General features: G+C 38.8%; 17 protein-coding genes. 14 read left to right on the top strand and 3 right to left on the bottom strand.

Annotation, left to right across the window (positions count from 1 at the left end; all coding sequences use genetic code 11):
• The first annotated feature begins 9 nt into the window (after positions 1–9).
• From ACKWBX_RS07675 to ACKWBX_RS07615, 13 genes are all read left to right on the top strand, one after another.
• Positions 10–972 (top strand): stage II sporulation protein M, encoded by a 963-nt coding sequence (locus ACKWBX_RS07675; RefSeq protein WP_413968088.1) that lies wholly within the window; start codon positions 10–12, stop codon positions 970–972.
• The gene (locus tag ACKWBX_RS07670; RefSeq protein WP_413968087.1) at positions 969–1,853 is read left to right on the top strand and encodes a hypothetical protein; all 885 of its coding nucleotides are present in this window, start codon (positions 969–971) and stop codon (positions 1,851–1,853) included. The genes ACKWBX_RS07675 and ACKWBX_RS07670 overlap by 4 nt, the downstream gene beginning before the upstream one ends.
• Positions 1,786–2,595, top strand: a complete 810-nt coding sequence (locus ACKWBX_RS07665) for a DUF4129 domain-containing protein (RefSeq protein ID WP_413968086.1) — start codon at positions 1,786–1,788, stop codon at positions 2,593–2,595. Before ACKWBX_RS07670 ends, ACKWBX_RS07665 begins: the two co-directional genes overlap by 68 nt.
• Positions 2,588–3,808 (top strand): DUF4350 domain-containing protein, encoded by a 1,221-nt coding sequence (locus ACKWBX_RS07660; RefSeq protein ID WP_413968085.1) that lies wholly within the window; start codon positions 2,588–2,590, stop codon positions 3,806–3,808. Before ACKWBX_RS07665 ends, ACKWBX_RS07660 begins: the two co-directional genes overlap by 8 nt.
• Positions 3,798–4,796, top strand: a complete 999-nt coding sequence (locus ACKWBX_RS07655) for an AAA family ATPase (RefSeq protein ID WP_413968084.1) — start codon at positions 3,798–3,800, stop codon at positions 4,794–4,796. Before ACKWBX_RS07660 ends, ACKWBX_RS07655 begins: the two co-directional genes overlap by 11 nt.
• Positions 4,797–6,128 (top strand): DUF58 domain-containing protein, encoded by a 1,332-nt coding sequence (locus tag ACKWBX_RS07650; RefSeq protein WP_413968083.1) that lies wholly within the window; start codon positions 4,797–4,799, stop codon positions 6,126–6,128.
• 144 nt (positions 6,129–6,272) lie between these two features.
• Positions 6,273–6,677, top strand: a complete 405-nt coding sequence (locus tag ACKWBX_RS07645) for a hypothetical protein (RefSeq protein WP_413968082.1) — start codon at positions 6,273–6,275, stop codon at positions 6,675–6,677.
• Between the two features lie 20 nt (positions 6,678–6,697).
• The gene (locus tag ACKWBX_RS07640) at positions 6,698–7,411 is read left to right on the top strand and encodes a pirin family protein (protein WP_413968081.1); all 714 of its coding nucleotides are present in this window, start codon (positions 6,698–6,700) and stop codon (positions 7,409–7,411) included.
• 85 nt (positions 7,412–7,496) lie between these two features.
• The gene (locus ACKWBX_RS07635) at positions 7,497–8,783 is read left to right on the top strand and encodes an aminotransferase class V-fold PLP-dependent enzyme (RefSeq protein ID WP_413968080.1); all 1,287 of its coding nucleotides are present in this window, start codon (positions 7,497–7,499) and stop codon (positions 8,781–8,783) included.
• Positions 8,784–8,844: 61 nt separating this feature from the next.
• On the top strand, positions 8,845–11,034 hold the full coding sequence (locus ACKWBX_RS07630; RefSeq protein WP_413968079.1) for a M28 family metallopeptidase: 2,190 nt from the start codon (positions 8,845–8,847) through the stop codon (positions 11,032–11,034).
• Positions 11,035–11,041: 7 nt separating this feature from the next.
• The gene (locus ACKWBX_RS07625; RefSeq protein ID WP_413968078.1) at positions 11,042–11,272 is read left to right on the top strand and encodes a putative signal transducing protein; all 231 of its coding nucleotides are present in this window, start codon (positions 11,042–11,044) and stop codon (positions 11,270–11,272) included.
• A 423-nt stretch (positions 11,273–11,695) separates the two neighbouring features.
• On the top strand, positions 11,696–12,250 hold the full coding sequence (locus ACKWBX_RS07620; RefSeq protein ID WP_413968077.1) for an NADPH-dependent FMN reductase: 555 nt from the start codon (positions 11,696–11,698) through the stop codon (positions 12,248–12,250).
• A 78-nt stretch (positions 12,251–12,328) separates the two neighbouring features.
• A complete protein-coding gene (locus ACKWBX_RS07615) occupies positions 12,329–13,507 on the top strand; it encodes a putative Ig domain-containing protein (RefSeq protein ID WP_413968076.1) in 1,179 nt (392 codons plus the stop codon).
• 27 nt (positions 13,508–13,534) lie between these two features.
• Here the strand turns inward: ACKWBX_RS07615 and ACKWBX_RS07610 are convergent, their stop codons facing one another.
• The 3 genes from ACKWBX_RS07610 to mnmA form a co-directional block, all read right to left on the bottom strand.
• On the bottom strand, positions 13,535–14,479 hold the full coding sequence (locus ACKWBX_RS07610) for a 3-keto-disaccharide hydrolase (RefSeq protein WP_413968075.1): 945 nt from the start codon (positions 14,477–14,479) through the stop codon (positions 13,535–13,537).
• A gap of 48 nt (positions 14,480–14,527) precedes the next feature.
• On the bottom strand, positions 14,528–15,475 hold the full coding sequence (locus tag ACKWBX_RS07605) for an NAD(P)H-dependent flavin oxidoreductase (RefSeq protein WP_413968074.1): 948 nt from the start codon (positions 15,473–15,475) through the stop codon (positions 14,528–14,530).
• An 82-nt stretch (positions 15,476–15,557) separates the two neighbouring features.
• A complete protein-coding gene (mnmA, locus tag ACKWBX_RS07600; protein WP_413968073.1) occupies positions 15,558–16,748 on the bottom strand; it encodes a tRNA 2-thiouridine(34) synthase MnmA in 1,191 nt (396 codons plus the stop codon).
• A gap of 411 nt (positions 16,749–17,159) precedes the next feature.
• Here mnmA and ACKWBX_RS07595 point away from each other — a divergent pair, with 411 nt between their 5' ends.
• Complete coding sequence (locus ACKWBX_RS07595; protein WP_413968072.1) at positions 17,160–19,040, top strand: fasciclin domain-containing protein; 1,881 nt, start codon at positions 17,160–17,162, stop codon at positions 19,038–19,040.
• Positions 19,041–19,202 lie beyond the last annotated feature (162 nt).

The raw sequence follows: 19,202 nt of genomic DNA, 5'->3' as shown, positions 1-19,202 counted from the left end.
TATCCGTACATGCGCGAAGCTGCCTTTGTAAAGCAAAATAAAGACAAATGGTCTACTTTTGAAAACGCATTGGCTAACAAAACGAATCTGGCATCGGATGTATTGTCCGATTTGTATATTGAAATTACGGACCATCTCAGCTACGCCAAAACTTTTTACCCTTCCAGCAATACGGAATTCTATCTAAATTCCCTTGCTTCGCAAGCGCATCAAAAAATCTATAAAACCAAGCGGGAACCCAAAAACAGGATCATTAGTTTTTGGAAAACCGAATTTCCCATGATGTTCAAGCAACATCATCGGGAATTGTTGATCGCCTTTCTGGTCTTTCTCTTTTTCTCTTTTGTGGGTGCTTATTCTGCCGCTAATGAAGGTGATTTTGTACGGTCCATTTTGGGGGACGGCTATGTGAACATGACCTTGGACAATATTGAAAAAGGAGACCCCATGGCCGTATACAAACAAATGGGGGAATTCAATATGTTTTTAGGAATCACGATCAATAACATTCGCGTGGCGTTGATGGCCTTTGTTTATGGCATTATGCTAGGCATTGGCACCTTAATGGTCATGCTGCAAAATGGAATTATGTTGGGGAGCTTTCAATATTTCTTTTATGAAAAAGGACTGTTGTGGGAATCCGTTCGTACCATTTGGATTCATGGTACGATTGAAATTTCGGTCATTGTCATTGCCGGATGCGCGGGTTTGGTATTGGCCAACGGGATGCTCTTTCCTGGGACTTTCACGAGATTAGAATCTTTTAAACGAGGGGTCAAAAACGGACTCAAGATTATGGTGAGTACCGTTCCCTTTTTTATTTTGGCCGGATTTCTGGAAGGTTTCGTAACACGCCATACCGAGATGCCGGATTGGCTGGCTATTTTTATCATTACAGCGTCATTGGCACTCATTTTATTTTACTACGTTATATATCCATATCGATTACATAAAAAATACCATCAAGCATGAAAACCGATTATATCGAATTTAAAAAACAACGTGAATTGGGCGATGTTTTGTCTGATTCTTTTGGTTTTTTAAGAAGTCAGTTTAAACCATTATTGACTACATTTTTTAAAATTGTTAGCCCATACATTTTGATAATGCTTATTTCTTCAGGGCTTTATTTTTACGTCCTAAATTCAATTTTTGATTTTAATATTGAGTCTCCTAATGAATTTTACTCAGTCCTATTAACTATCGTTTTAGTTATCTCAGTGATAATTTCAGCTATCGTTACGATCATAATGTCACAATCTTCAATACTCTATTTTATTGAATCATATATTGATAATAATGGAAAAACGCATTTTTCGGAAATAAAGAAAAAAGTTTATCAAAATTTTTGGAATTTTTTTGGACTGTTTTCTCTGTTTGTCCTAAGTGTTGGTATAGGTATTTTATTTTGTTGTATTCCGGGTATATTTCTTTATGTCCCTCTTTCCTTAGCTTTTGCCGTATATGCATTTAGTAAGAAAGGTGTGATTGAGTCTTATAATTATTGCTTTAAGTTAGTAAAAGATGAATGGTGGATTACATTCGCAACTCTATTGATTATAGGCATTATAATTGCGGTAGCTGGGATTGCATTAAGTATGCCAGCAACGATGTATAGCTGGATTAAAGTAATAACGTCAGCTGGTGAATATGATGCTGAATCTACACCATTTAGCATATTTTTAGATCCTATATATATCATATTATATCTTGCCTCGATAATTTTTAGATTTGTACTTAATATAATAATCATAATAGCCGGTGCCTTTATCTATTTCAATTTAAATGAGAAAAAGAACTTTACCGGAACCTATGAACGTATTGATAACCTTGGGGAAATTCGAGATAATTAATATGCCTAAATCCCTTTGGATATTTCTTCTTTTAAGCCTTTATGCCCTACTGGTTCAAGGACAAAAAGACTCGCTCGCGGTAAGGTACGATGCCTCCAATGTTGAAAAACTTACGATAACAGAAGAGGACCTGACCACATTCAAAGAAAATCCAAAGTTCGATTATGAAGAGGTAAAAAGTGAAGCACCGGAGTGGTGGTTGGCTTTTAAAAATTGGCTGGGCAATCTTTTACTCAAGTTTTTTGAATGGCTTTTTGGAGTTGAAAAAGCAGCGGGAGCGTTCAATACATTTTTACAATTTTTACCATACCTCTTGATTCTTGTCCTACTTTTTATATTGATCAAGTTTTTCTTGAACGTGAATGCAAGGTCCATGAGCTATGCAAAAAAGAATCAGGCCCTGGTTACGTTATCCGAAGAAGAACATATCATAAAAAACGAAGACATTCAAGAACTGATAAAAAATGCGTTGGCCGAGAAGAATTATCGCTTGGCCATACGTTACTATTATCTACTAACACTCCAAACAATGAGCAATAAAGAACTCATTGACTGGGAACAACAAAAAACGAACACCGATTATATAACCGAACTAAAAAAAGAGAACCTTAAATACCCTTTTACGCGCATAACACGTTTATACGATTACATCTGGTATGGGGATTTTCCAATCGATGAAAACAAATACAAAAAGGCGGCATCTTCATTTGAGTCCTTACAAAACTTGCTGAACAATGCTTAAAAAGTCTACGGTATATATTGTTATTGCTGTCCTCACTATTGGTATATTGATGCTTTTACAGTACAATAAACCAAAAAAAATAAACTGGTTCGAGTCCTATGTGGCAACGCATAAGATTCCGTACGGCACTTTTGTTCTCAATGAATTGGTTCCAAAGTTGTTTCCGGGCAAAGTACAGCAAATACAGCTGCCCCCATTTGAATTTTTGGGTAAAAATGACAGTATAAAAGGTGCTTATCTTTTCATCAACAACCGCGTCTCTTTTGAAGAAAGTGAACTGAAAAAAATTTTGGAATGGACCGCGAAGGGAAATATAACTTTTATCGCCTCAAAAAGCTTTGAGGCGAAATTATTGGACACGTTGCATTTGGGTGTTGCCAATATCTACTCAGGGTTTGAGACCAATCAAAAACAAGAACATTTTTTAGTGAATCCCAATTTAAAGCTACAGGATTCCATACTTTTTGAAAAAAGTACACAAGCCACCTATTTCAGTGAGATAGATACTCTAAATACGATACTATTGGCAAGAGTGAGTACCTCGTCAGAAGGTGGTGGAAAGCAAAATTATAAAAATTTCAATGTTATTCGCCAACCTTTCGGAAATGGAGAAATTATACTCTCTACCTTTCCGGAAGCCTTTACCAATTATTTTATTTTAAAAAAAGACAATAAGCAATATACGGCCGGGCTCCTCTCCTATTTTAGTGACGCGGACCAAATATATCTGGACAACCACTATAAAAGCGGAAAGTCTTTCTACACCTCTCCCATGTATATCTTTTTGAATACCAAAGAACTAAAATGGGCCTATTACATTGCACTCATTGGAGCGTTTGTCTATATTTTGTTCGAGGGGAAAAGAAAACAGCGGGCCATACCGGTGGTTGTTCCGTTAAAAAATCAGACACTTGCGTTTACCCGAACGATATCTGACATGTATTTTGAAAAGAGTGACCAAAAGAACATTGCCGAACATAAGATCAACTTTTTTTTGCACAAAATCCGTTCAACCTATTATTTGGGAACAATTACCAAGGAAGACGAGTTTTACAAGAATCTGGCATCAAGAAGTGGGCATTCCTTTGAGTGGGTAAAATCGCTTTTCATATTTATAGAAGAAATCAGGAATAGTACAGAAATAACTGATTCCCAATTAATAAAACTAAATAACTTAATACAAAAATTCAAATCCGGAGCACATGGAGCATAATGAAGAAAACACAAACGATTTAAATTTTGACAACCGCATACCTCTGGAAAACTTACAAAAAGCAGTTGCGGACATTAAAGCGGAACTGGCCAAGGTCATCGTGGGACAAGAAAAATTTATGGAGTTACTGATCGTTTCCCTTTTGGTGGACGGGCATGTATTGATAGAAGGTGTCCCCGGAATCGCAAAAACGGTTACCGCAAAACTTTTTGCCAAGACCTTGAAAACAGATTTCAGCCGTATTCAATTTACGCCAGACCTAATGCCCAGCGATATTTTAGGAACCTCTGTCTTCAATGCAAAAACTTCGGATTTTGAGTTTAAGAAAGGGCCTATTTTTTCCAATATCATACTGATCGATGAAATCAATAGAGCCCCGGCCAAAACCCAAGCGGCACTTTTTGAAACAATGGAAGAACGCCAAATGACCATGGATGGCACTACCTACCCTATGGATGCTCCCTTTATGGTGTTGGCCACGCAAAATCCGATTGAACAAGAAGGCACCTATGCGCTACCGGAAGCACAATTGGATCGATTCATTTTTAAGATAAAAGTAGATTATCCATCGCTTGAAGAAGAAATACTTGTTTTAAAAACGCACCACGAGCGAAAAGGAAAACTGCCTCAAACACAAATAAAGGACGTGCTGAAACCTAAGGAGCTAGCCGCTTTCAAAGCTCAGATCCAAGATATCATCGTAGAAGAAAAAATCTTTAAATACATTGCCGATATCATTGGTAAGACGCGTAAGCATCCACATTTGTATTTGGGAGGTTCCCCAAGAGCTTCTATTGCCGCATTGAACACCGCAAAGGCTTTTGCCGCCGTGAACGGAAGGGATTTTGTAACCCCGGAAGATGTTAAAAAGGCATTGGTCCCCGTACTCAACCACAGGGTAATATTGACCCCGGAACGCGAAATGGAAGGCATGACCACGGAGAGCGTTATAGCAATGATAACGGAAAGTGTAGAAATTCCACGATAGATGCAATTCCTAAAATCGTTTTACATACACAATACTTTTTTTAAATACTTGGCCATTCTCTCGGCCTGTTTCATTGTTTCCTTTTGGTTTAAAAACCTATACCCTATCGCTTGGATATTGATTTTGGTGTTGGTCGGGCTATTTTTATTCGATGTTTTTCTGCTCTACGCCACAGGAAAAGGAATGGTAGCGAACAGGGTGCTGCCCAAAAAATTTTCCAATAGTGATATGAATCCGGTCCTCATTCGGTTTAAGACCGAATATCCCTTTAAAACCATTACCTCCATAATCGATGAGCTACCGGAACAATTTCAAAAGCGCGATTTTAATTATATCACCTCGGCCATAAAGGGAGAAAGCAGGGAATTTGAATATTCCGTAAGACCTGTAGACCGCGGCGAATATATTTTTGGAAACCTGAATATCTATGCCTCTTCGCCCCTAAGAATCGTGAAAAGACGTTTCACGTTCCAAAAAGACCAAATGGTGCCGGTCTACCCATCTATTATACAAATGCAACAGTATGATTTTTTGGCCATAAACAATAGGCTGTCACAAATTGGGTTAAAAAAAATCAGAAGAATTGGCCATACCCAGGAGTTTGAACAGATTAAGGAGTATGTGCAAGGAGACGATATTCGCACCCTGAACTGGAAGGCAACGGCGAAGCAAAATCAATTGATGGTCAACCAATATCAGGATGAAAAATCACAGCCTGTCTATTCTATCATCGATACCGGCCGTGTTATGAAAATGCCTTTTAACGGACTCAAATTGTTGGATTATGCCATTAACAGTGCTTTGGCGTTTTCCAATGTTGCCTTAAAGCGAAATGAAAAAACCGGGCTTATAGGGTTTTCCAAGCAGATTGAAACATACGTCCCGGCAGTCCAAAAAATCACCCATTTGAATACCATTCTGGAAAAACTCTATAATATTGATACCGAGTTTACCGATTCCGATTTTGGTATGCTCTACGGCCATGTAAAACGAAAAGTGAACCAACGCAGTCTGTTACTTCTCTATACTAATTTTGAACATATCTCTTCCCTCAAAAGGCAACTCCCGTATTTGTTGGCGTTGGCCAAAAAACATGTATTGGTCGTTATTTTCTTTGAAAACTCGGAACTTGAAACACTCATTGCTACGGATGCCGAGAATATACAAGCCATATACCATAAAACAATTGCGGAAAAATTCTCCTTGGAGAAAAAACTAATGCAGAAAGAATTACAGAAATACGGCATCCAGACCATCCTCACAAAGCCTGGGCAATTGACCATAAACACCATTAACAAATACTTGGAAATAAAGGCAAGAGGCCTCTTATAAATTCAAGATAGATAGTGTTGTTCGCCTATCTATCAAAATCATCCGAATTAGTAAGATTGGCTAATCCTTAACGTTTTGTTCTATTAAGTAAAACGAGACATTCCTTATTTTTATGGGAGTCATCAATCAAAAAAGCATCTTATTATGAAATTTAAATTTTTAGTTGTACTTGCGCTACTTGCTTTTAAAACCAATGCACAAAAGGGAGAAAAAATTTCGACCATCGATTTTGTTGAAATCTTGAATAAAAATCATGCCGAAGCCGAATACTATTACAAAAACAATTGGAAAAAATTGAGACAAACGGCTCTTGAAAAAGGATACATTCATTCTTTTGAAATCATTGAAACCAAAGCGACCGAAGATGCTCCGTTTCACATTATTTTAGTAACGACCTATGCGAATATGGAAAAGTATAAACCAAGGGAAAGTCACTTTCAGGAGCTTATAAAAGCATCCGGTGGCTTAAAATTGTTGAACGATAAAAAACCGAACGAATTCAGAAAAACCGTCTTTAATAAAGAAATGGCCCAACATTGGATTAAATAATTTAAGATTCTTTAAAAACTATGAAAACAATACTCCATACTTCTGACACGAGAGGCCATGCCAATCACGGATGGCTAAATTCCTTTCATAGCTTCAGTTTTGCCAATTATTATAATCCACAGCGAATGAATTTTGGTGCCCTTCGCGTACTGAACGATGATACGGTTGCCGGAGGACGTGGCTTCGGAAAGCATCCGCATAACAATATGGAAATTGTTTCCATCCCGTTGGAAGGCGATTTGCAGCATATGGATGATTTGGGCAATTCCACGGTCATCAAAGAAGGGGATGTGCAAGTCATGAGCGCTGGTACCGGGATTGCCCACAGCGAATACAATAAAAATAAGGAAAGGGAAGTAAAATTTTTGCAGATATGGATTATTCCCAACAAGGAAAACGTTACACCTCGGTATGACCAAATATCCACATCGGATATTAAAACAAAAAACAGTTTCTACCAGATTCTTTCACCTAACCCTAATGAACAAGGAGTTTGGGTTCATCAAGAAGCTTGGTTCCACCTTGGGGAATTTGATGCCGATACCGACACCTCATACACTTTGAAAAAAGAAGATAACGGAATCTATTTGTTTGTCCTTGAGGGAAATGCCACAGTTGGTGAATTTTCTCTATCAAGAAGAGATGCCCTTGGCATATGGGAAATAGCGGATATTGAGATCAGTGTGTCCGGCCAAACAAAAATCCTCATTATGGAAGTACCCATGAGCCTGTAAGCTAGCTTGAAATTTTAATCATGAATTATCAAAGTCAGGTACTGTTTTTTCGATGAGTCTAGGGCAAATTCCTATCTTTAGGAACATGCAAAAGAACCGAAGAAAATTTCTCAAAAATATAGGAGCCAGTGCTGCGGCTTCCTTAGCGTTTCCTTTACAAAACTGGGCACAGAATTCTCCTCCCTTAAAAGCTGCGATTACCGATTTATTAAAAATCAAATCGGATACTTCGGAAGAATATTGGGAAACGGTTGCTTCCCAATTTCAATTTGCCGAGGGTATAAACTATTTCAACAATGCCTCATTGGGTGCATGTCCTTTGCCTATTCGTAAGGCCACTAATGATTTTAGAAATACGCTAGATGATTTTCCTTCTAAATACATGTGGGGCGGTTGGGAAGGTGAAAAAGAAGAAACACGCGAAAAAGTGGCCGATCTATTTTCTGTTTCCAAAGAAGAAATAGCACTTATACATAATACGACGGAAGGTATGAACCTGATAGCCCGCAGTCTGGAACTGAATATGGATGATGAAGTTATTTTAGCAGATCATGAGCACACAAGTGCAGTAGCCCCTTGGACCGTATGGCAAGAAGAAAAAGGAATAAAATTGGTGAGACCGGTACTTCCCATTTTACCCAAGACAAAAGAGGAAATAATAACGATTTTCAAGGCAGCTATCACCCCAAGGACAAAGGTAATTTCTATCTGCCATATCGTAAACACCAACGGAATGATGTTCCCCATCAAGGAGATTTCTAAAATGGCACATGAAAATGGAATTTTAGTTGCCGTGGACGGTGCACAAGGTGCAGGCATGGTTGAAACCAGCTTAAAGGAAATGGGTTGTGATTTTTATACCGTAAGCGCGCACAAATGGCTTTTTGCCCCAAAAGGCATCGGTATTTTCTATGCCAAGCAAGATAGTCAAAAGTACCTCAAACCTTTGATCGTAGCCCGTGGTTATAAGGACAAAAGTATTAGGCGATTGGAAAATTATAATACCAGAAACCTTCCTGAGCTATTGGCCCTGGGAGCTGCTATAGATTATCGTAAAGCCATAGGCGGAAGTAATATCCACCAGCGCACCTATGCCCTAAAACATTATTTTCTAGAAGGAATAAAGAGGAACCCGAATATTATTTCCAAAACACCTGTTAATGATGAACTTTCTGCGGGGATACAGGTAGTAGAACTAAAAGGGAAGGATGTGAAAATAGTGAAAGAGCAATTATTCGATAACTATGGAATTGATTCTAGGCCCATGTCCACTTTTGGACTCAATGCGGTGCGGCTCTCATTTGCCATATTCATCACTAAAAAAAATATTGATATGTTGATCGATGCACTTGATACCATAGCCAACACCTGATAAAAATACTTCATAAAAAATTGAATTTATAGTACATTTAAAAACAGCTAATTCTACCAAAATGAAAACACCACTGATAATATTACTCGGCCTCCTGTCAATAACCACCGTGATGGCCCAAGAATCCATTTTGGGCTTTGCCCCTGAAAACGCCAAAAAACAAATTCAACTGGAAACTGCTTTTGAAAGCAAACTGAATGCCCGGAATTTGGAGGAATGGATGCAAAAAATGGCCGCTGAACCCCATTGGGTAGGAACTAAATATGGAGAAGAGAATGCCAAATGGATGCAAAAACAGTTTAAATCCTGGGGATATGACACCAAGATAGAGACCTATCAAATACTATTTCCATATCCAACGGAAAGAGTTTTGGAACTAACAGGACCTACCATATACAAAGCAAAACTCACCGCAGTTCCTGTAGAAGGAGACCCTTTTACGGCTCAAGGTGATGCTTTGTTGCCCAGTTACAACGCTTTTTCCATAGATGGTGATGTTACCTCGGAATTGGTATTTGTGAATTATGGTATCCCAAAAGATTACGAAGTATTGGAAAAGTTGGGAATTAGTGTAAAAGGCAAAATTGTCATCGCTAAATATCAAGGTTCATGGCGTGGTATAAAACCAAAGCTTGCTGCTGAAAAAGGGGCTATTGGTTGCATCATCTATTCAGACCCGCAAGATGATGGTTATGGGCGGGGAGATGTATATCCAAAAGGAGCCTTTAAGAATAAGACCGGAGTACAGCGAGGTTCTGTGATGGATATGCCTACCTATCCGGGAGATGTACTAACGCCGGGATATGGCGCCACTAAAGATGCCAAACGTTTGGATAGAAAAAATGCGCCCACCATAACCAAAATTCCGGTATTGCCCATTTCCTATGAAGATGCACAACCTTTGTTGGAAGCCTTGGACGGTGCCGTTGCCCCAACTTTGTGGCGTGGAGCGCTGCCCATCACTTACCATATTGGACCTGGACCTGCAAAGGTGCATCTGAAATTAAAATTCGATTGGAAACTGGTCCCGGCACATAATGTCATCGCCACGCTAAAGGGAGCCGATTATCCCGACCAATGGGTAATGCGCGGTAATCATCACGATGCTTGGGTACATGGTGCCAATGATCCTATTAGCGGAATGGTCGCTTTGATGGAAGAAGCAAGAGTTGTTGGGGAATTGGCGAAAAAAGGACAAAAACCCAAGAGAACCATGGTGTATTGTGCGTGGGATGCGGAAGAACCCGGACTTATAGGCTCTACGGAATGGGTGGAGGACCACAAAAAGGAATTGCAACAGAAAGTGATAGCCTATATCAATACCGATGGTAATGGACGTGGTTTTCTGCGTGCCGGAGGTTCCCATACGCTACAGGCCATGGTAGGTGAAGTAACGGAGGTCGTTACGGACCCGCAAACGAAAGTTTCCGTCAAAGACCGCAGTATGGCCAGAGATATGACTAACGGAGGAACAGATGCTTTTGAATTATATGCGTTGGGTTCCGGTTCGGACTACACACCTTTTATACAACATGCCGGGATTCCATCTTTAAATCTAGGCTTTGGAGGAGAAAATGCCGGGGGAGAATATCATACCATTTATGATACCTATCCACATTACAAGAGATTTAAGGACCCGGAGTTTGCCTACGGCGTCGCACTGGCCAATACTGCTGGCCGCATAAGTTTACGGTTGGCCAATGCAGATGTATTACCGTTTGATTTTAAGCAGTGGCACAATACCGTCAACAGGTATCTGAATGAAATTATGTCACTTACGGAAAATATGCGTTCCGATGTTGAAAAACACAATATGATGGTCGATAAAAATCTCTTTGAATTGGCTGCAGACCCAATGAAACCATTTATGAAACCTGAAAAAAAAGAGCCCGTTCCTTATTTGGATTTCTCTCCGCTGCAAAATCAAATGGCCATATTAAAAACGTTGATCGATACGAATAAGATTGATATTTCAAAATTATCGGAAATCCTTAAAAATACGCGCAACAAAAAATTAATGATGGCGGAGCATGTTTTGACGAGCGAAGAAGGGTTACCTAGAAGGCCTTGGTACAAACATCAAATTTATGCTCCGGGATTTTATACGGGATATGGGGTAAAGACTTTACCGGGAGTACGAGAAGCGGTAGAAGAAAAAAACTGGAAAGAAGCTCAGGAACAGATTGAAGTGCTTACCAAAACCCTCAAAAACTTAGCGATATTTCTCCAAGAATTAAACGCAGTTAAATAACGATATTATGGAATCTGACTATTATAAGATATTCACGGGCAATCAATTCGTAGGAAAACAAATTGAAGCGAAACTAAAAGAAATCGGGATTACCCCTATTGTAAAAAATGAAGGGGAATCTGCTCGGATGGCAGGTTTTGCTACCGCAATGAAAGATACAGTAGAAATTCACGTGAACAAGGACGAGGTTGCCAAAGCCGAGGAAATTGTAAAACAGGTAGTTGGTATAAATGAGTAAAATACCTTATTTCAAAATAAATACAGCTTTGATGTTTTTTATTTTTAGAAAATAGACAACTATAGATTAAAATCCATAGTTTTCTTTAAGGAACGGAATTCTTTTTGAGCGAGAGTCGTTCCGACAGAGCGCGGCGACGAGGAATCCCATGGTATCGATTCATCATGGGATTTCCCACTGCGTACGAAATGACAGATACTCTTAAAAGTCTGTGGAAATTAAAAGTAACTGCAATGAAATTGAAGGGTTTTAACTTTTAACTAGATGATAAAAAAACTACAAAAGCCAATATCAATTTATATTGATAGGCAGTAAATTATACAGCATAAAATTTATACGTATAATTGAACCCGTTTAAACTTCCTCGCTTTTCATATAAAAATAATATCCTCAAGCCAGTAAAACTGTTAGAATACAGATTAAATGTTAAAAATTAAAAATATAGTTGGAATTTGTGGAAGTGCCAGTAGAAACTCCGCAAACCTATCGATTCTCAAATGGATAGCCGAATCCGAAAAATCTGATTTCAATTTGGAAATTATAGATGATTTAACCGAATTACCGCATTTTAAAACGGAACTGACCGATAGAAATGTACCCGAAAAAATAGTTGACTTTAGAAGTAAAATCAAAAATGTAGATGGAATTATTATTTGTACACCTGAATATCTTTTCAGTATTCCAAGCGGTCTAAAAAATATGATCGAGTGGTGCGTATCTACAACTGTTTTCTCCGACAAACCAATTGGACTTATAACCGCTTCTGCTAGTGGGGAAAAAGGACATGAGGAATTGAAATTGATTATGAAAACCATACAAACTAAATTCACGGATGAAACAACTCTTTTAATTAAAGGAGTAAAGGGGAAAATAGGGAAAGACGGTAAAATATTGGACAAGAAAACAGAAACAGAATTGAAAAAATTCGTAAAATCTTTTGAAAAGTGTACGGAAAATCCAGTAGGTAAAAATGTGTAGAAAATAAACCAAAATTATAAAAGTAACACTATTGGTTGCTGGCAACTTTGTTGGTGTAGAAACTCAGATTTTAAAACTATGACAAAAAATATTCTTCTCTTCATTCTTTTTCTCGGAATGATGGGCTGTGCCACAAATAATATAACGGTGAATTACTTTGGACAGCCTGAACCTGGAGCAACTCCGGTCATATTCGGAGAAGGTTCAATTTCTCAAAAAGGCAGATTTGAGCACGGGATTTCGTTTACTCCTAATATAAATGAGCTTGCATTTGGAATTCTGAACAAAGATGGGGTAAGTGGAGCTATCCATTATTCAAGAAAAGTTAACAAGAAATGGACTGTTCCCGAGGCCTTTGAGCCTTTGGAAAACAAAAGTGTGTTTCTGCCTTATTTTACGCCAGACAGAAAATCGTTGCTTTATGCCCAAAGTGAACCCGACGACGTTAACGGAGCTACCAATATTTGGAAAATTGAAAAGAGTAACGGTATTTGGGATTCTCCTAAAAAAATTCAAGCTCCCGTTAATTCCGTAAGTAGGGAAGCCAATGCCTGCATGACCTCTGATGGAACAATTTATTTTTCATCGAATAGAAATTGTTTGGGAAAAGAAGATTGTTACACCGCCGATTTATTTTACTCAAAGTTAATGGATGACGAGTACCAAAGTGCGCAAGAAATATCCAAGTTCAAATCTTCAAATGATGAAGAAAGTGTATTCATTTCTCCCAAGGAAGAATATATCCTGTTCTGTAGATTTACGGATAATGAAAGTTGGATGGATCTATACATCAGTTATCGCGATCATAACAATAATTGGACAGAACCACAAATCCTTGACGCGACCATAAATTCAAAAGATTGGGACAGGAGGCCTTTTATAAGTATCGATAACAAATTTTTATTTTTTACGCGCCTACAGATTGGAGAAAAGGGCTTGACCGAATCGGATATTTATTGGGTAAATACCTCAAAAGTGTTCAAACCTTTTGTTTACAATCCGCTCTCCAATATGGTAGTACAAGTGGGCGATAAATTTGAATTACCTATTCCTTCGGATTATTTTAAAGATATAGATGACGAACAATTGACTCTAAGCAGTAATGAAAATGAATTCGATTGGTTGGAGTTTGACACTAATAAAATGAAATTATCCGGATTGCCAACTCGGACTGGAGATTTTGAATTGATTTTTACCGCAGTCGATAAATTTTCCAATAAAACTTTGGATAAAGTTACACTAACAGTGAATAGGTAATTGCTGTGGTCAACCAACCCTCAACTACTACTTTCCAGAAATTGGAGTAATCTCCAACACTCTGAACTCCACAGGGCCATGATCTCCTTGAATCATAATGGGGCCTGGAGCAGCTTCATCATTATCCAATGCGCCGCCGGTCATTCCCGGAATATTTTGTTCGGAAATTATGGTTTTCCCATTGGCCGTAATGGTCACACGTCTCCCATTCAAAGTAATGTCATACGTTTGCCACTCGCCAGCTTTTTTGGCTGCATTTTCATTGGGTGTCAATAAACCATAAATACCCCCAAAGTAGATGGAAGAGGGCTCTAAACCAATATTATCGGCTATTTGTATTTCATAACGCCCTCTCAAATAGATTCCGCTATTACTATCCTCTGGATATCTAAATTCTGCATGAAGTTTAAAGTCCGTGAATTTTTCTTCAGTGATAAGGTTTGCCCCAGATTTTGAACTAGTTAAGATTCCGTCTACTACTTGCCATTGATTTTCCCTATCGGCCTTCCATCCATCTAAATTTTTACCATTAAATATCTTTTTGGTCTTTCTCCATTTTGGATTCGCGGTGTAGGTTAATTTTGGGGCCTTGACGGCTTTCCATTCTGCAGTGGTGCCATCGGTATAGTTCATAGTGCCCTTAAGCTCCTCTCCCACTTTCTTTCCTTGGAATTCCATATAGGCCGCACCTTCTTCCCATTGTGGGGGAATGGCAAAATAAAATACCTCATCAAATTTCTTTATTTCGGCAACAGGCCTGGCACTACCAAATGCGTAGGTAAACCTTCCAACAAGCGTACTGTTGCCAGAATGATTTATTTCTAACCAAGAAGGTAGTTCTTCTCCATCCTTGGAAATCGTCAGGTTCCATCTTCCTTCCAACGGGTCTACTTGTTGGGCAACCGTACTACCGCCCATCATCAAAAAAGCCAACAAAACGGGTAAGAAATACACTTTGGCACTACTTTTCATAAGAATTTGTTTTGCATAAATATAAGGCAGTCAGAGAACTTCATCAAACTAGATCAGAAAGGAATTCATGTCTTTGACCGTACTTTCAAATTCTGTCATAATTTCTTCTATGATTTCTTTTGCGGATTTTATTTCATGGATCAAAGCGGAAACTTGACCTATTTCCAGTTCGCCCTCCACCATATCGCCTTCAAACATTCCTTTTTTTGCTCTCGCTCTTCCCAAAAGGGATTTAAGTTCTTCCGGTGACGCACAATGCGAGTATGCCTCTTGAATATCTTGGTAAAATTTATTTTTTAAAAGACGTACGGGTGCCAGTTCCTTCAAGGTCAATTGTGTATCGCCCTCTTTGGCAGCAACAACTTTTTCCTTAAAATTAAGGTGTGAAGAGGCTTCCAGGCTCGCCACAAACCGACTCCCAATTTGAACTCCATCCGCCCCTAAAACCATGGCTGCCAACATAGATTTTCCTGAAGCGATGCCACCTGCGGCTATCAACGGAATTTTGATTATCTCTTTAACTGCAGGAATCAAGACCATGGTAGTGGTCTCATCCCTACCATTATGTCCGCCAGCCTCAAAGCCCTCCGCAACAATGGCATCAACACCGGCATCTTGCGCTTTCAAAGCAAATTTGACACTACTGACCACATGTACTACGGTTATCCCTTTCCCTTTTAAGAAAGCAGTCCATGTTTTTGGATTTCCTGCCGAAGTAAATACGATACCTACATTTTCTTCAACGATGATATCCATGAGCTTGTCCAAATCAGGATATAGCATAGGAATGTTTACTCCAAAAGGGTTTTTAGTGGCTTTTTTACACTTTTGAATATGTTCCCGCAACACTTCTGGATACATGGAGCCTGCCCCAATAATACCCAACCCGCCCGCATTGGAAACTGCCGATGCCAATCGCCATCCACTGGCCCAGATCATACCTCCCTGTATTATGGGGTATTTAATATTAAAAAGTTGCGTGACGCTATTTTGCATTTATTTGAGTTTTTGTGCCTTGAGTAGAATAGGCATGTTTATCCTGAATATTGTTCTCGATTCCACTAGAACTGACAGGAAATTAAGAAATGACACCAGAACCCAAAAGCTCATCGTTCAAATACCATGCTACAAATTGACCTTCGGTTATCGCGGATTGGGCTACCTCAAAGTCTACATAAAGTCCGTTATCAATTTTGTACAAGGTCGCTTTTTGTAATTCTTGCCGATATCTGATTCTTGCCATCACAGCCAAACTTTCGTCCGCTTTTAACTTTAGATCCGGTCTTACCCAGTGTATTTCTTCCTCGTTCACAAATAAGGTACGTCTGTACAATCCTGGGTGCGATTTTCCCTGTCCCGTATATATGATATTTTCTTCAACATCAGTTTCAATTACGAATAACGGTTCTTTGGTACCGCCCACATGTAGGCCTTTTCGTTGTCCTTTGGTGAAATAATGCGCTCCTTGATGTTCACCTACTACCTTCCCGTCCTCCGGGTTATAATTAGGTTTTTTGGCATAAAACGCCAGTTCCTCTATTTTGGAATCGAACGCTGGCAATATCCTTTTATACTGTTCGACCGATTCCGGGACTTCCACAATTTTCCCGGTTTTAGGTTTTAATTGCTGTTGTAAAAACTCTGGCAATCGTACTTTTCCAATGAAACAAAGTCCTTGGGAGTCTTTTTTATCAGCCGTAATTAAATTCATCCGCGAGGCTATTTTTCGTACTTCAGGTTTGGTCAATTCCCCTATGGGAAACAGGGTCCTTGATAATTGCTCTTGTGATAGTTGACATAAAAAGTACGACTGATCCTTGTTACCGTCTTTGCCTGCCAATAATTGGTATGTTTCCGTACCGTCAGCATTAACGATAGTTCCCTTTCTGCAGTAATGCCCAGTGGCCACGAAATCCGCACCTAATTCCAACGCAATCTTTAAGAATACATCAAATTTAATTTCCCTATTGCAAAGCACGTCCGGGTTGGGAGTACGCCCCATCTCATATTCCCGAAACATATAATCCACAATACGCTCTTTGTATTCAACGCTTAAATCTACAGTTTGAAATGGAATGCCTAATTTTTCGGCTACAATCAGTGCATCATTGCTATCCTCCAACCATGGGCATTCCTCGGAAATAAGCACGGATTCATCATGCCAATTCTTCATAAATAGTCCAATGACCTCGTATCCCTGCTCTTTTAAAAGATAAGCGGCAACACTGGAATCTACGCCTCCGGAAAGTCCGATAACTACTTTTTTCATAACCTATTTTAAGTCTTTGCAAAAATACAAAATTACGCTCCTTTACTATAAAAAAAGACTTGACGCTATATACTAGCTCAATAATTATGACGCCGATATACATGTATTCATTTTCTAAAAAATCTTGTTTTGTGCTTAAATCCAATGAAAAATAACGCGGTTAATCATTTATTGTTAAACTTTTGCAAAAAATAAATAAACAAAAGCAACCTATCGTTACTATTATCATCTAACAGAAAATAAAACGAAATAATTTTAATAATCAATCTATTATTCAATGTATAACAGTCATTCTCATTCGATAATTTAAATATTTCTAGTATTATATTGAGAATCAAAATAATAGTGATTCTATAAATTGTTCATTTAAATAATTAATATTTTAAACATTTAACCCTAAAACATTTTAACATGAAAGGATTTTCAAAAATTTTAAAAGTAACACTCGCTTCCCTCCTACTTATCAATTTTTCCTGTAGTGATGATGACGGACCCGATATGCCCGAAAATATGGAATCTAATGTGGTTGAAGCTGCACAAGCCACTTCTTCCCTAAGTACCTTAGTAGCAGCATTACAAAAAGCGGATGAAAGTACAAACAACAATTTTGTAACCAATCTTAGTGACGAAACAGCTGTATACACCGTGTTAGCACCATCAAACGATGCATTCGCCAACTTACTAAATAGATTGGACGGTTTTGATTCCTTAGATGATTTCAATTCCCAGCAATTACAAGACCTATTAGCCACCATATTAAGTTATCATGTAGTATCAGGCACGGCAGTTACATCTGCACAATTAACAGATGGTTCTTCTGTTGAAACTATCCAAGGTGAAAGCTTGGCCGTAGGTGTTGGCAGCAATGTGACTTTTACAGATGCAGCTGGAGAAACCGCGACCGTAACAGAGGCAGATGTCATTGTAAGTAACGGAGTAGTGCATATTATAGACAAAGTTGTTCTCCCTCAAGCTGCAATAGATGCTTTGGAAGGTGTCCTTTTGAATTCTATAACCGATTTAGCGATTGACACTCCAACATTGAGCAATCTAGTTGCGGCGTTACAAGCAGCAAACGGTGATTTACCCACAGTTTTAGCCGGAGAAGGGCCTTTTACCGTATTTGCTCCTACAGATAATGCCTTTGCAGCATTTTTAGAGGCTAATGACTACGAGAATTTAGCAGCCGTCCCTGTGGATGTATTGACGCAAGTATTATTGAATCATGTTGTTACCGGAACAAATTTATCAACGGATTTAACTACAGGCTATGTATCTACATTAGCAACCTCAGGACCTGAAGATGCCGCTCTTAGCATGTTTATAAACACTGCTGATGGTGTTGTATTAAATGGAGGCTTGACTAATGGGGGAGCAGCGGTAACATCTTCAGACATTAAGGCGAGTAACGGTATAGTCCATATTGTTGATGGTGTTATTGCGCTACCGAACATTGTAAACCATGCAGTGGCCAACCCGGATTTGACAGAATTGGTTGGCAGCTTGACAGCTGATGGAAATACCACGTTCACCAATTTGCTTTCGGACGCTATGACGGATTTCACGGTTTTCGCACCTGTAAACAGTGCCTTTACTTCTTTTGAAAACCCAAATATGAATGATATAAATGATATACTTTCAAATCATGTAATTTCCGGAACTGCAGCTTTCGAAGCAAATTTATCCAATTCATATGCAAATACTGCGGCCACAAATACAGATGGTGATGCTCTGAGTATTTATATCAATACGGACGACGGAGTCAAATTAAATGGGACCAGTACTGTTGCAGCTGCAGATATCGTGGCCACTAATGGAGTTATTCATGCCGTTGATACTGTAATAGACTTACCTACTGTGGTTACGTTCGCTACGGCCGATCCCAACTTTAGTTCATTGGTCGGGGCATTGACCGCTGAAGGTCAGCCCGATTTTGTAAGTACTTTAAGTACTGCAAATGGTACAACTCCTGCTCCTTTTACAGTATTCGCACCAATTAACGATGCTTTCAATGCGCTAACCGAAGTACCAAGTGGTGATGCATTAACAGCTGTATTAAACCATCATGTTATTTCAGAATCGAATATTGTCTCAGGAGATTTAAGTGATGGTTTAGTATCCCCTGCTACATTAGAAGGAGACACGTTAACATTCAGTATAGACGGTAGCAATGTCACCATTACGGATGGTTCTGGAAATATGGATATTGGAATTATTGCAGTCGATGTTCAAGCCGCAAACGGAGTTATCCATGCTATCAATAAAGTCATGATTCCGGATACGACTAATTAGTAAACAAGGAATACATATTCGAATATTAAGAGCCGCTAAAAAGCGGCTCTTTTTTTCGTTAATGCAGTTCTTTTCAGAAATCCGTATTCTATATTTTGTTAAACTTTTCTAAATTATTTATAAACAAAAGCAACCTTTTTAATTTTTTACATCTTTTCTATA

Origin of the sequence: Maribacter algae, from assembly GCF_047345745.1 — a bacterium.
GTDB lineage: Bacteria > Bacteroidota > Bacteroidia > Flavobacteriales > Flavobacteriaceae > Maribacter.
Note: the sequence above shows the minus strand (reverse complement) of the source record. Positions and strands in the feature narration are given on the sequence as shown.